Below are 14,440 nucleotides of genomic sequence, written 5' to 3' on the forward strand. Positions count from 1 at the left end.
GTTAGGCCACCTCGGCTGCCGCCTTGCCCGTCAAAAGCAGGCGCGTGGCCGCGGTGACATCCTCTTGCCGCATCAGGCTCTCGCCGACAAGGAAGGTGCCGATGCCGGTCTTCTGCATCCTGAGGCAGTCGTCATGGGTGAAGATACCGCTCTCGCTGACCAGCAGGCGGCCACCCGGCACCATCGGCGCCAGCCGCTCCGAGGTTTTAAGGCTGGTTTCGAATGTTCTCAGATTGCGGTTGTTGATGCCGATCAGCTGCGACGACAGCTTTACCGCGCGCAGCGTCTCGGCCTCGTCATGCACCTCGATCAGCGCGTCCATGCCGAGTTCGAATGCCGTTGCTTCCAATTCGCTGGCCAGGGCGTCATCGACACTGGCCATGATGATCAGGATGGCATCGGCGCCCCAGGCGCGGGCCTCGTAGACCTGATAGGGATCGAACAGGAAATCCTTGCGCAGCGCGGGCAGGGCGACGGCTGCCCGTGACTTGGTGAGAAATTCCGGCGCGCCCTGGAAGGACGGCGCGTCGGTCAAGACAGAAAGGCAGGCGGCGCCGCCTTTTTCATAGGCCTGCGCCAATGCCGGTGGATCGAAGTCGGCACGGATCAACCCCTTGGAGGGGCTTGCCTTCTTGATTTCGGCGATCAGGGCGAAGTTGCCCGACCTGCGCTTTGCCTCGAGTGCGGCGAGAAAGCCGCGCGGTGCGTCGGCGTCCTTCGCACGCGCCTTGATCTCTGCCAGCGGCACGCGCGCCTTGGCGGCGGCGATCTCTTCGCGCTTGTAGGCCTCGATCTTGCGCAGAATGTCAGACACGGTTCACCCGTTTGAAATCTCGACCAGATGATCGAGCACCTGCAGTGCCCGGCCACTGTCGATGGCTTGCGCGGCAAGCGCGATGCCGTCGCCAAGCGTCGTGGCCTTGCCCGCCACCACCAGTCCGGCGCCGGCATTCATCAGCACGGTGTCGCGATAGGCACCGGCAGCGCCGCCCAGCATATCGCGCAGCGCCTTGGCGTTGTAGGCGGCGTCACCGCCGCGCAGTTCGTCCTTGGTATGGCGCTTCAATCCGAACTCTTCCGGGGTCAGCGTGAAGCTGCGAGATCTCGCCGCCAACCAGTTCGGCGACATGGGTCTCTCCGGTGGTGGTGATTTCGTCATAGCCGTCGCCATGAACGACCCAGGCGTGCTCTGTGCCCAGCGCCTTCAATGTCTCGGCCACCGGCATGATCCATTCCGGCAGGAACACACCGACCATCTGCCTGACGACGCCAGCCGGATTGGAGAGGGGGCCGAGCAGGTTGAAGATGGTGCGGGTGCCGAGTTCGACGCGGGTCGGGCCGACATGTTTCATCGCCGGGTGGTGCGCGGGCGCGAACATGAAGCCGACGCCGGCTTCGTGGATGCAGCGACCGATCGTTTCCGGCGGAATGTCGATCTTGACCCCGAGCGCGATCAGGACATCGGCGGCACCGGTTAGCGAGGACAGACCGCGATTGCCATGCTTGGCGACCGGTACACCGCTGCCGGCGATGACGAAGGCCGACCCGGTCGAAATGTTGACGCTATGGGAATTGTCGCCCCCGGTGCCGACGATATCGATGGCGCCGGCCGGCGCCTCTACGCGGAGCATCTTGGCCCGCATCGTGGCGACAGCGCCTGAAATCTCGCTCACCGTCTCGCCGCGCACGCGCAGCGCCATCAGGAAGCCGCCGATCTGCCCGGGGGTCGCGTCGCCCGACATGATGATGTCGAAGGCCTCACGCGCTTCCTCGAAGGAAAGCGCGGTGCCGGCCGCGACCTTGGCGATATGGGTTTTCAGCGCGCTCATCTTGTCGTAGCTTGGGCAACGGCGGCCTGGTCGACACGGACGTCGTACTGCGTCTGCAACTGCGCCACCAATTGGTCGAGCAGATCGTCCGACATGCCGGAGGTGAAGGATTTCTGCGCGTCTTCTGGCACCGAGCTGGCATCGGCCCCGGCGGGCTCGAACACTTCGGCGACCTTGAACAGGATCTGCCCGTCACCGGTGGGCGAGGGGATCAGGCCGGTGCCGCCTTCGCCGACGCCGAACATCACGGCAGCACCTTCCTTGCCGAAATCGGCATCGTCGGCTTCGCGCTTCAGGCCGCGCTTGGTCTGCTTCTCCAGCTTGAGCTCACCGGCGATGACGTCGAGCGTGGCACCGGCCTTGAGCCGCTTTTCGAACTCGGCCGCCTTGGCGGCGAGTCGCTTGGTGGTCTCGGCCGCCGTCCAGTCGGCCACGACTTTCTGGCGGACTTCATCGAGTGTCCGGTCGCGAGCCGGCGTGATCGAAGCAACCTCATAGAAGATGAAGCCATTGTCGGCCGTGGTCAGCGCTTCATTTTCGGTGTTCGGTTCGGCGTCGAAGACCGCCTTGATCAGCTCCGGTGATTCCGGCAGGTCCTTGACGATGGAGCCGTCCGGCCTGAGGCCACTGCGATCGATGGCGTCGAGGGTGATGTCCTTCAGCTTCAGCTTGGCGGCCGCATCGGCCAGCGAACTGCCGGAGGCGCGGGTGTCTTCGTAATTGTCGTGCACATCCAGAAGGATGCGGCTTGCCTCGCCCAGCGCCAGGTCCTTGCGGATCTGGTCGGAGACCTCAGTGAGCGGCTTCACCACTTCGGGCTTGATCTCGGTGACGCGCAGGAGCACCGGACCGAAGGTGCCCTGAACGACCTGGCTGACTTCATTGGCGTTGAGCGCGAAAGCGGCATCGGCAACCGCCTTGTCGGCGATCTTGTCTTTGGCAAGCGTGCCAAGCAGCGTGTCGGCCGGGGTCTTGCCTTCTGCAATCACCAGCTTTTCGAAAGTAGCGCCAGCCTTGAGCGAATCGAACGCCGCCTTGGCCGCATCCGGCGTCTTGAACACAAGCTGCTCGATGGTGCGCATTTCGGGCGTGGTGTAGCGGGCCTTGTTCTTGTTGTAGTCGTCGCTGACTTGTTGCTCGGTGACGGCGGTCGGATCCATGATGTCCACCGGCTCGAGGCGGACATAGGAGAATTTGCGGTACTCAGGGGCTGCGTAGGTTTTCTTGTTGGCATCGAAATAGGCCTGAAGCACGCTGGCGCTCGGCGCCTCGATCGGCTCGACGAGCGTCTTTGGCAATGGCAGATAGTCGACAGTGCGATCCTCGCCACGATAAAGTGCGACCGCCTTGAAGAAAGTGTCCGGAGCCCTGAGGCCGTCCGAGACCGCCTCGACGATCTGCTGGCGCACCGCCACCTGGGCGCGGTTCTTCAGGTAATCCTCGGGCCGCATGCCGACCTGACGCAGCATGTACTCGAATGTTCTTCTGTCGAACTGGCCGCCTGGGCCCTTGAATGCCGGATCCTCACGCGTCAGCTCGGCCAGCCGATCCTTGGACAGGCCGAGACCAAGCTTGCGCGCCTGTTCGTCGAGAACGGCACCAGAGACGAGCTGAGCCAGAACCGTGTTGTCGATGCCGAGCGCCTTTGCCTGTTCATGGGTGAGGCGCTGACCGAACTGCTGCGACATGACGGCCAACTGGCGATCATAGGCGAGGCGATATTCGTTGATCGATACCTTGGTGCCACCCGCTATTATCACCGAATCGTGGCCGGCGAAGCCGCCCATCAGGCGTCCGGAGATGCCCCAGGCGGCGAAACTGACCACCAACAGCGAAAGCAATGTCTTCGCGACCCAGGTGCCCGCCGCGCTTCTCAATATACCAAGCATCGTTACTTCCGATTTATGCGCATTTTCGGATGCGCCGAGTTTGAAACAAGCGCAATAGCGCCCTTCCGGCCCACTGTCGATTGCTTTGTGGCCTGATTTTGGTAGTGAGGGCCAGAGCTTGATATTGCCCGGAGAAGCAGACCATGACGCCAGGAATTCGCCCGCTTGTCGCCGGCAACTGGAAAATGAACGGCACCAGCGCCTCGCTCAACGAGCTCAGGATGATCGGCAACGGGTTCATGAGCGGGCTCGACGCGGAGACCGAGGCACTGGTCTGCGTTCCCGCGACGCTGCTTTCGCATGCGGCGGAGATTCTGTCGCGCACGCCGGTCCATGCCGGCGGCGAGGACTGCCACGCCAAGGAGAGCGGCGCCTATACCGGCTGCATCTCGGCCGAGATGCTGAAGGACGCCGGCGCGAGCCACGTCATTGTCGGCCACTCCGAATGCCGCGAACAGCGCGGCGAGGACGATGCGACGGTCCAGGCCAAGGCTGCCGCCGCATGGCGTGCCGGCCTGGTGGCCATCGTTTGCATCGGCGAGACGCAGCAACAGCGTGAAGCGGGCGCCACGCTCGACGTGCTGTCGCGCCAGGTCGCCGGTTCGGTGCCGCCGAGTGCCACACCATCCAACACCATCATTGCCTATGAGCCGGTATGGGCGATCGGCACCGGCCTGACGCCGACCGCCGCCGATGTGGCCGAAGCGCATGCGCATATCCGCGAAAAGCTGGCGGAAAAGCTCGGCGCCATCGCTGCCAAAGTGCGCATTCTCTATGGTGGCTCGGTCAAGCCGTCCAACGCGGTGGAATTGCTCGGCGTCAGGAATGTCGATGGCGCGCTGGTCGGCGGCGCCAGCCTGAAAGCCGCCGATTTCCTTGGTATCGCCGAAGCCTATCGCAGCATTTCGAGTTGATATCCACGACGATGGACGGGGCTCATCCCGTCCAAATTCGTTGCAAAGGGCGCGTTGCTTCCCATATTCCGGCCACGGGCTTGGAAATGCCGTGAAAGCATTGTATTGAGCCGCCTCCAATTCACCGGTCGTGTCCGCGGCCGGGCAAGGCCTTGCCAGGATAAACTATGCAAACCGTACTGATCGTCATCCATCTCATGGTCGTGCTCGCCCTCGTCGGCGTGGTGCTGCTGCAACGCTCCGAAGGCGGCGGCCTTGGCATTGGCGGCGGATCGGGCTTCATGACGGCACGTGGCGCCGCCAACGCTTTGACGCGGGCGACGGCGATCCTGGCGGCGGCTTTCTTCGTCACGTCGCTTACCTTGTCGATCATTGCCCGCTACGGCGAGAAGCCGATCGACATTCTCGACCGTGTGCCCGCGACTTCGGACGGCGCCGGCAAGGGCGTGCTCAACCAGTTGCCTGGCACGACGACGCCTGCGCCCGCCGGCACCACCACGCCGACGCCGCCGTCGGGCAATGGCGCGGCAACGACGCCTGCGCCAGCCGCTCCGGCCACCGCGCCTGCCTCTGGTGTGACGCCGCCGGCAAGCAACGGCACCACCAACACCGCGCCGGCCGCACCGCAGGTCCCGAACCAGTAACCTCCACCTGGTCCAAACCGCGACCTGTGATCGTTTGAACACAGTCGCGGCAAATGCTGTGCGTTCACGAAGATTCGACGCCCAGTAGCGCGGTCCCACGCTTGAGGCATCCGCGCTTATTCGACTATAGATTGCACGCGGCATTTTCGGTGTCCTTGGGGGATGCCGGGCGACGCCGTGGGCAACAAGCATTGAACGATCGGATCTTCGCCATGCAGCTTCGCAGCTTCATTTTCCTGGGACTTTGCGCCGCACTCGGCCTGAGTTCCCCGGCTTTCGCCGGTGTGCCGGCCAATATGGTCGCCAATCAGTCGGTCGACAGAACCGATGCAATCCCTGTCGCAGCCACCAAAAGTGATGCGGCGCAGTTGAGGCTTCTCAAGAAGAAGAAAAACCCGACGCCGGACGATCTCGCCCAGATCAAGAAGATCGAAGCCAAGATCGTCGCCGACAAGGAAGACGCCAAGGCCAAGGCGCTCGAAGCCAGGAAGCTGGCGATGCGTGAAGCTGCCAAGGCCAAGGCCGAAGCGGACCGGCAGGCGTTCCTGGCCAGCAAGGGCCAGAAAGCTCAGGCAACCGAAGTGGCTGACGCCAAGCCGGCCAAGAAGACCACCAAGGTCATCGAGCCGGTTGAACCTATCACGCCGATCCAGTCGGCCGAGCCGCTCCCGGCCGAGGCGATGAATGTCGCCTTGACCGGCAACAATGGCGAACTCCGCAGCGAGGTCATCGGCGGCCAGAAGCAATCGAGTGGCGGTCTGTTCGCCGGCCTGTTTGGTGGGACCTCATCCGGCTCATCGATCAGCTATCTGCCCGAGACGCGGGCTCTCGACCAGGCTCTCGCCAAGAAGGACTCCAAGAAGCCGTTCAAGGTGAAGCCTGAGTTTGTGCCGCAGGACGTGGAGTTCACCGGCTATGAGCCAGGCACCATCGTCATCGACACCAGCGCGCGCCGGCTCTATCTCGTCGAGATCGTTTTCGACCGCGCGTCGCTACGCGATCGCGGTCGGTCGTGAAGGCCTGCAGTTCAAGGGCACGGTCGCAGTCGGCGACAAGCAGGAATGGCCGCGCTGGATCCCGACGCTCGACATGCAAAAGCGCGAGCCCAAGCATTACGGCCAGTACAAGGACGGCATGCCCGGAGGCGGCCAGAACCCGCTCGGCGCCCGCGCCATCTACCTCTATGACGGCAAGAAGGACACGCATCTGCGCATCCACGGCACCATCGCGCCGCAGTCGATCGGAACCAGCGCCTCCAATGGCTGCTTCCGTATGATCAACGAGCACGTCATGGACCTCTACAGCCGCGTCAAGGTCGGCACCAAAGTCGTCATTATCTAACGTTTTGATCATCCTGCCGAAAGGGCCGGCTCAGCCGGCCCTTTTGTTTTGCCCGTCCGATCAAGCCTGTTCGGTCGTGATCCCTGGACAAACGGAAACCATTTGTCCGAGAAAGCCGGATTCCACTTTTCGGGATCTCGGTCCAAGCGCCTTCTTGGGAAAAAGCCTTCGCGGTGGTTTTTTCTCTGGCGGAATCAATCCGGCCGCGTTAAGCGATGACTCCCATGGCGCGATATGTATTCATCACAGGCGGCGTGGTTTCCTCACTTGGAAAAGGCATTGCCGCAGCGGCCCTTGGGGCTCTCCTGCAGGCGCGAGGCTATCGCGCACGCATCAAAAAACTCGACCCTTACCTCAATGTCGATCCCGGCACGATGTCGCCGTACCAGCATGGCGAGGTGTTCGTTACCGATGACGGTGCCGAGACCGATCTCGATCTTGGCCATTACGAGCGCTTCACCGGCCGCTCGGCCAATCAGCAGGACAACATCACCACCGGCCGCATCTACAAGAACATCATCGAACGCGAGCGGCGCGGCGACTATCTCGGCGCGACCGTGCAGGTCATCCCGCACGTCACCGACGAGATCAAGAATTTCGTCCTCAACGGCAATGACGACTATGATTTCGTGCTGTGCGAGATCGGCGGCACAGTCGGCGACATCGAGGCGATGCCGTTCCTCGAGGCGATCCGCCAGCTCGGCAATGATCTGCCGCGCAACAATGCCGTCTACGTGCATCTGACGCTGATGCCTTACATCCCGACGGCGGGTGAGTTGAAAACCAAGCCGACCCAGCATTCGGTCAAGGAGTTGCGCGGCATCGGCATCGCGCCCGACATCCTGCTGGTCCGCGCCGACCGCGCCATTCCCAAGGAAGAGCGCAGAAAGCTGTCGCTGTTCTGCAACGTCAGGGAAAGTGCCGTCATCCAGGCGCTCGACGTGCCGCACATCTATGATGTGCCGATGGCCTATCACAAGGAAGGGCTCGATTCGGAAGTGCTGGCCGCCTTCGGCATCGACCCGGCGCCGAAGCCGCGCATGGAGCCCTGGCAGAAGGTCTCGGACCGCATCCACAATCCGGAAGGCGAGGTGACCATCGCCATCGTCGGCAAATATACCGGCCTCAAGGATGCCTACAAATCGCTGATCGAGGCGCTTTCGCATGGCGGGCTGGCCAACCACGTCAAGGTCAAGCTCGACTGGATCGAATCGGAGATCTTCGAAAAGGAAGATCCGACGCCGTGGCTGGAAAAGGTGCACGGCATCCTGGTTCCCGGCGGCTTTGGCGAACGTGGCTCGGAAGGCAAGATCCTGGCGGCGAAGTTCGCGCGTGAGCGCAAGGTGCCGTATTTCGGCATCTGCTTCGGCATGCAGATGGCCTGTATCGAGGCGGCGCGCTCGCTGGCCGGCGTCGAGCACGCGTCTTCGACCGAGTTCGGCCCGACCCAGGAGCCGGTCGTCGGGCTGATGACGGAATGGCTGAAAGGCAACATGCTGGAGAAGCGCCGCGAGACCGGCGATCTCGGCGGCACGATGCGGCTCGGCGCCTATCAGGCCGAGCTCGCCAAGGGCTCCAAGATCGCCGACATCTATGGCGACACCCAGATTTCCGAGCGCCACCGCCACCGCTACGAGGTCAATATCGACTACAAGGAGCGGCTTGAGGATTGCGGCCTGGTGTTTGCAGGCATGTCGCCTGACGGTGTGCTGCCGGAGACGGTCGAATATCCCGACCATCCCTGGTTCATCGGCGTGCAGTATCACCCCGAGCTGAAGAGCCGGCCGCTCGATCCGCACCCGCTGTTCGCCAGCTTCATCGAGGCGGCGGTGGAACAATCGCGTCTGGTCTAGGCACTCTACCCTTTTGTTTTGACGCAATTCCGGACGGAAAACCGTTTCACACTTTTCCTGGAATTGCTCAGGCTAGGCCTCTCATGCAGACCTATGTCGCGCTCCTCTACAGCATCATCCTGGGCGAGGGGCGCCGGGTCGTCATGTCGGACCTCAAGGCGATGGCGGAAGGCCTCGGCCTCAGGAATGTCCGCACGCTGGTGGCGACGGGCAATCTGGTTTTCGAGGCGCGGGCGACCGACATCGGCAAGCTGGAACAGCGGCTGGAAACGGCCTTCGAAAAAACCTTTGGTCGCCATGTCGACATCATCGTGCGCACTGCCGAGGGCTGGCTTAAGCTAGCCGCCGGCAATCCATTCCAGGTTGACTCAGCCGCAGCAGGCGACCAGGTGGCTGTGCGGGTGATGCGCAAACCTGCGCCTGTGGAGGGCGTCGCGGCGCTGCAAGCCTATGCCGCCGAGGACGAGAAGGTACTGCCTTTCGCTGGCGACATCTGGGTTGTCTTTTCGCGCGAGAGGCCAACGTCACGGTTGCTCGCGGCAATGAACCACAAACGCCTCGGCATCGGCACCTCGCGCAACTGGAACACAGTGCGCAGGCTGGCGGAGATGGTAGGCGGATAGCGTCTTCCCTTCTCCTAGGCGATAGCCATCACCCGCTTGTGGTCCTCGACCTCCGACAACAGCCAATCCTGAAACAGGCCGGTGCCCGGCTTGTTGCCGATGCTGCGGCGCTGGTGCAGGTAGATGCCGGCCGGATAGGTGTGGCGGGCAGGAAACGGGGCGACAAGTCTGCCTTGCTGCAGAAAATCCTGGGCCATCATCGTGTCGGCGAGCGCAATTCCGGCGCCATTGATCGCCTCGCGCATGATCAGCGTGCAGTCATCCAGCGTTGTGCTGGATTTCGGCGTCGTGTCCAAGACGCCCTCCTGCTCCAGCCAACGCTTCCATCTCATGCTCTCGCATTCATGGATCAGGTGGTGATTGACCAGATCGGCGGGCGAGCGCAGCGGCACAGGCCCGTCGAGCAACGCGGGCGCACAGACCGGGGTTAGAACCAGAGGGATCAGGAGCGTCAAGGCTGGGCCGGCCTTGTAGACGAACTCGTCGACGATGGCCAAATCGAAGTTGGCGCGCTTGCCCGATGTCGAGATCTCCAGTTCCACCGCCGGATGCAGTTTGCGAAAGTTCGGCAACCGGTCCGCCAGCCAAAGGTTCAGGACGGCCGGCACGCACAGGACCCGGACGCGTTGGGTCCTGCTGTGGGTCGGACCATCGGCGAGGCTGACATCGTCGGTGGCGCGCCAGATCGCCTCGAACGCTTCGGAGAGGCTTCGCGCATAGTAAGAGCCGCGGATAGTCGGCGTTATCTGGCGAAAGCCGCGCTCGAACAGATCCTGGCCGAGATTTCTTTCAAGCGCACGGATGTGGCGGCTGATGGCAGAGGGCGTCAGATGCAATTCCTCGGCTGCATCCTTGACGCTGCCGAGACGTGCGGCGGCCTCGAAAGCGCGCATGCCGTTGAGTGAGGGTAGGGCCATTGGCAGATCATGAATTGTCGATTGAGTTTTTGTCAATCGACTTGGGCAAAATTGGCGTTTGATCGCTCGCCCTGTTCGGGGATACCCAAGAAGCATGAGCGACAAAGTCGCCATCTGAAAACAGTTATTTGGGGCCTCCGGCACCATTCCACCAACGGCAGTGACCAGCCCAACCGGTCTCCGCCATTGGCGGGCGAAGCTTTGCGCACAATGCATGCTGCGCCGAGGCCGGACTCTTCAGCAAATGGGAGAATGCCAGTCTATGCCTCAATCGCCAGTGCCGGTCTTTGAAGCGGTGGACGAGATTTCCCTGGAAACCTCTGTCGTCGTGATCTTGCAGACTGCCCACACAGGCTTTGGCCCGCGGGCGGCGGCACTGGACGCTGAAATGGGCGGCATTCTCTCCCGTGCCTGCTCCGACCCGGCCGTCCTGGCCGAGTCCGGCACCTGCATCGATCTCATAGCACCCCAGGCCGTATCGGCTCGGCGCGTGATCGTCCTGGCCCTGGGCAAAGCCGAGGCCGTAAACGCCCTGTCGCTGGCGCGCGCCGGCGGTTTGCTTGCCGCGCATCTGGAAGGCAAATGCGAATGCGCGGCCACGCTTGTGCTTGACCCAATCGCCGGCGTCGACATGCCCGGAGCCGAAATCCTGGCCCGCGTCGCGCTGGGCATGCGGCTGAGGCGCTATCGTTTCGACATGCGCAACCGGCGCCAGGGCGCGGGCTCGGATCGGACCTTGCGGGTGCAACTGATCGGGGCAGCCGGCGCGGAGTTGGCCCCAGCGCTGGCGCGGATCAATGCCATTGCGGACGGCGTCGAATATGCGCGTACGCTGGTCAATTTGCCGCCGAACCATCTCCATCCCGACAATTTCCATGATCATCTCGAGCCGCTGCGCGAAGCCGGCATCGACATCGAAATGCTCGATGCAGCGCAGTTAAAAGAGCTCGGTATGAACGCGCTGCTGGCGGTTGGCGCAGGCTCGGTGCGGCCGCCACGGGTCGCTGTCCTGCGCTATCGCGGCAAGGGTGCTCCGTCCCAACCGCTCGCCTTTGTCGGCAAGGGCGTGTGTTTTGATTCCGGCGGCCTCTGCATCAAGCGTGGCGAGCAGATGTTCGACATGAAGGCCGACATGGGCGGTGCGGCGGCCGTCGTCGGCCTGCTGATCGCGCTCGCCCGGCAAGGCAGTCCGGTGCATGCGATCGGTGTGCTTGGCATCGCCGAAAACATGCCGTCGGGCACCGCGCTCAAGCCGCGCGACATCATCACGACGGCCTCGGGTCAGACCGTGGAAGTGTTCGACACGGATGCCGAAGGACGCCTGCTTCTGGCCGACTGCCTGCATTATGCGGCGACGCGCTTCAATCCGTCTGTGATCGTCGATCTGGCAACGCTGACCTATTCGGTGACGCGTGGCCTCGGATCGATATTCGCCGGCCTGTTCAGCACCGACGATGCCATCGCGTCGCAGATGATCGCTGCCGGCGAAACGGTCGGTGAGCGGTTCTGGCGGCTGCCGCTCGACCGTGCGTACGATGAGGGTCTGCAATCGCCATTCGCCGATCTGCGGCACCATGCCAAGGACATGGAGGATGGCGACGCCCCGTATGCGGCGGCCTTCCTGCGCCATTTCACCGAAGACCGCCCCTGGGTGCATCTCGACATCGCCGGCAAGGAGCTGGCCGACGCCGATCGGCCGCTCGGCAGGCAAGGCGCCACGGCCTTCGGCGTGCAGATGCTGGAAGAGTGGGTGCAGGCCAGCCGCAGGGTGAACTAATCAGCTGCGGCTACGGACAAATACGAGATGCGTTCAAACGGGATGGAAACTGGAATGTCGGCTGAGATCATTGGCAGAGAAGGGCGGGCCACCTTCGGCGGCTACGAGACCTGGTATCGGGTCAGCGGCGAACTCGGCGGCGAAAAGGCTCCTGTGGTGATCCTGCATGGCGGGCCGGGCGCCGCCCACAACTATGTCGATGCCTACAAACTGCTCGCCCGACGAGGCCGCGCCGTCATCCACTACGATCAACTGGGATGCGGCAATTCCACTTTGTTGCCTGAGAAGGGTGCCGACTTCTGGACACCCCGGCTTTTCATCGACGAGCTTGAAAACCTCGTCGATCATCTCGGCATCCGCGCGGGTTTCCACGTGCTGGGCCAAAGCTGGGGCGGCATGCTGGGCGCCGAATATGGGGTCACGCGGCCGAAAGGTCTGAAGTCGCTGACCATCGCTAACTCGCCGGCTTCCATGAAGCTATGGGTCGAAGAGGCCAACCGGCTGCGCGCCGACCTGCCCGTGGATGTGCAGGAGACACTCACCCGCCACGAGCAGGCCGGCACGACGGACGATCCGGCCTACCAGGAAGCGACGATGCGGTTCTACGAACGGCATGTCTGCCGCGTGCCTTTCCCGCCCGAAGTGACGGAGACCTTCGCCCAGATCGCACGCAATCCGACCGTCTATCATGTGATGAACGGGCCGAACGAGTTCCATGTCATCGGAACCCTGAAGAACTGGAGCATCGTCGAGCGCCTGCGGGCCATCAATGTTCCGACACTGATCATATCAGGTCGCTATGACGAGGCCACGCCAGCGACCGTCCAGCCGTTCAAGGAGGGCATCAAAGGATCGCACTGGGAGATATTCGAGCATTCCAGCCACATGCCGCATGTCGAGGAGCAAGAGGCGTGCATGCGGGTGGTGGGAGACTTCCTGGACGGCAACGACAACTGAGAAAAGGGGAATAAAACATGAAGAAACTGCTTTTTGCGGCGTCAGCCGCGGCATTGCTGGCCGGCACGTGGCTGGCTCCGGCACAGGCCGAATACCTCAAGGAGCACCGAGGCGGCACCATCCGTCTTCTGGCCCGCTCGGCGGCCGGAACGCTCGATCCGCACATCAATTATACCGACCAAGGCTGGCAGATGTATCAGCCGATCTATGACGGCCTAGTGGCCTTCCGCAAGGCCGAGGGCATGGACGGCTTCACCATCGTTCCCGATCTCGCCGAGGCGCTGCCGCAGGTCAGCAATGACGGCAAGACTTTCACCTTCAAGCTGCGCAAGGGCATCAAGTTCTCCAGCGGCGGGGATGTTGGCGTGAAGGACGTCGTCGCCTCCTTCCAGCGCATCTTCAAGGTTTCCGGGCCGACCTCCGGCACCTTCTATGCCGGCATCGTCGGTGCCGACAAATGCCTGGCCGACGCCAAGAGCTGCACGCTGGATGGCGGCGTTGTCGGCGATGAAGCCGCCGGCACCATCACCCTCAATCTCACCAAGCCTGATGCAGAGATCCTCTACAAGCTTGCCTTGCCGCATGCCGTGGTGCTGCCGGCGGACACGCCTGCCGAAGACATGGGTTCCAAACCCATCCCCAGCACCGGCGCCTACATGATCTCCGCCTTCGACCCCAACAAGGGCATGACGGTTTCCCGCAATCCCAATTTCAAGCAGTGGAGCGAGGATGCGCAGCCGGACGGTTACCCGGATGTCGTACAATATGATTTCGGCCTGTCCGAGGAAGCAGCCGTCACGGCGATCCAGAACGGCGAGGCGGACTGGATGTTCGACGCGCTGCCGAGTGACCGCCTGGGCGAACTTGGCAGCAAGTCCATGGACCAGCTGCACATCTCGCCGCTTTCGGCATGGTGGTACGCGCCGCTGAACAACCGCCTCGCTCCATTCGACAACGAAAAGGCCCGCCAGGCGGTTGCCTATGCGATCGACCGCAACACGCTGGTCAAGCTGTTCGGCGGCAAGGTGCTGGCTTCGCCGGTCTGCCAGGTCCTGCCGCCGGATTTCCCCGGCCATGAGGACTATTGCCCCTTCACCAAGAACCCCGGCGCCAAATGGTCGGCGCCCGATCTCGACAAGGCAAAGCAGCTCGTCGAGGAATCCGGCACCAAGGGCCAGAAGGTGACGATCATCGCCGAGGATACCGCCATCTCACGCTCCATCGGCGTCTATCTGCAGAGCGTGCTGACCAGCATCGGCTATGTCGCCGACGTCAAGCCGATCTCGTCCAACATCCAGTTCACCTACATCCAGAACACCAACAACAAAGTGCAGATGTCCATCACCCAGTGGTACAAGGACTATCCTGCGGCTTCAGACTTCCTGAACATCCTGTTCAGCTGCGCTTCCTTCCGTGAAGGGTCGGACGCTTCGATCAACATTGCCGGTTTCTGCGACAAGGACATCGACGCCAAGATGCAAAAGGCGCTGGACCTCGGCGTCACCGACCAGAAAGCCGCCGACAAGATGTGGGCCGAAATCGACAGGCAGATCACGGACAAGGCGCCGGCCGTCGGCCTCTTCACGCCGAAGCGGCTTGACTTCGTCAGCAAACGGGTTGGCAATTTCAAATTCAACCGGCAGTTCAACTGGATGATCACCCAGTCCTGGGTGCAGTAACGAGCTGCGGAGGGACA

10 protein-coding genes and 2 pseudogenes are annotated in these 14,440 nt (G+C 62.7%); 8 read left to right on the forward strand and 4 right to left on the reverse strand.

Annotated elements, in window-relative coordinates:
• Position 1 precedes the first annotated feature (1 nt).
• The 3 genes and pseudogenes from trpC to AC56QX_RS23000 form a co-directional block, all read right to left on the reverse strand.
• Positions 2-814, reverse strand: coding sequence for an indole-3-glycerol phosphate synthase TrpC (gene trpC, locus AC56QX_RS22990; protein WP_497110796.1), 813 nt, complete (start codon positions 812-814; stop codon positions 2-4).
• 3 nt (positions 815-817) lie between these two features.
• A pseudogene (trpD, locus tag AC56QX_RS22995) lies at positions 818-1,829 on the reverse strand (anthranilate phosphoribosyltransferase).
• Complete coding sequence (locus AC56QX_RS23000; RefSeq protein WP_497110797.1) at positions 1,826-3,718, reverse strand: SurA N-terminal domain-containing protein; 1,893 nt, start codon at positions 3,716-3,718, stop codon at positions 1,826-1,828. The pseudogene trpD and the gene AC56QX_RS23000 overlap by 4 nt, the downstream one beginning before the upstream one ends.
• 143 nt (positions 3,719-3,861) lie before the next feature.
• On the opposite strand from AC56QX_RS23000, the gene tpiA reads away from it, so the two are divergent.
• The 5 genes and pseudogenes from tpiA (at position 3,862) to AC56QX_RS23025 (ending at position 9,093) form a co-directional block, all read left to right on the forward strand.
• On the forward strand, positions 3,862-4,632 hold the full coding sequence (gene tpiA, locus AC56QX_RS23005; protein WP_497110798.1) for a triose-phosphate isomerase: 771 nt from the start codon (positions 3,862-3,864) through the stop codon (positions 4,630-4,632).
• A gap of 167 nt (positions 4,633-4,799) precedes the next feature.
• The gene (gene secG / locus AC56QX_RS23010) at positions 4,800-5,276 is read left to right on the forward strand and encodes a preprotein translocase subunit SecG (RefSeq protein ID WP_497110799.1); all 477 of its coding nucleotides are present in this window, start codon (positions 4,800-4,802) and stop codon (positions 5,274-5,276) included.
• A gap of 212 nt (positions 5,277-5,488) precedes the next feature.
• Positions 5,489-6,617, forward strand: a pseudogene (locus AC56QX_RS23015) (L,D-transpeptidase).
• Positions 6,618-6,832: 215 nt separating this feature from the next.
• Positions 6,833-8,470: a CTP synthase gene (gene pyrG, locus AC56QX_RS23020; protein WP_081709448.1), complete on the forward strand. Its 1,638-nt coding sequence runs from the start codon at positions 6,833-6,835 to the stop codon at positions 8,468-8,470.
• Positions 8,471-8,553: 83 nt separating this feature from the next.
• Positions 8,554-9,093, forward strand: coding sequence for a DUF1697 domain-containing protein (locus tag AC56QX_RS23025; RefSeq protein WP_497110801.1), 540 nt, complete (start codon positions 8,554-8,556; stop codon positions 9,091-9,093).
• Between the two features lie 14 nt (positions 9,094-9,107).
• On the opposite strand, the gene AC56QX_RS23030 is transcribed toward AC56QX_RS23025, so the two are convergent.
• Complete coding sequence (locus tag AC56QX_RS23030) at positions 9,108-10,010, reverse strand: LysR substrate-binding domain-containing protein (RefSeq protein ID WP_497110802.1); 903 nt, start codon at positions 10,008-10,010, stop codon at positions 9,108-9,110.
• Between the two features lie 262 nt (positions 10,011-10,272).
• Here AC56QX_RS23030 and AC56QX_RS23035 point away from each other — a divergent pair, with 262 nt between their 5' ends.
• The 3 genes from AC56QX_RS23035 to AC56QX_RS23045 are packed head-to-tail and all read left to right on the forward strand — an operon-like array spanning position 10,273 to position 14,423.
• Positions 10,273-11,787, forward strand: coding sequence for a leucyl aminopeptidase (locus tag AC56QX_RS23035; RefSeq protein ID WP_497110803.1), 1,515 nt, complete (start codon positions 10,273-10,275; stop codon positions 11,785-11,787).
• A gap of 54 nt (positions 11,788-11,841) precedes the next feature.
• Positions 11,842-12,744, forward strand: coding sequence for a proline iminopeptidase-family hydrolase (locus tag AC56QX_RS23040; RefSeq protein WP_497110804.1), 903 nt, complete (start codon positions 11,842-11,844; stop codon positions 12,742-12,744).
• Between the two features lie 17 nt (positions 12,745-12,761).
• The gene (locus AC56QX_RS23045; protein WP_497110805.1) at positions 12,762-14,423 is read left to right on the forward strand and encodes an ABC transporter substrate-binding protein; all 1,662 of its coding nucleotides are present in this window, start codon (positions 12,762-12,764) and stop codon (positions 14,421-14,423) included.
• The last annotated feature ends 17 nt before the right edge of the window (positions 14,424-14,440 follow it).

The sequence above is a fragment of the Mesorhizobium sp. RCAM 06353 genome (assembly GCF_059683585.1).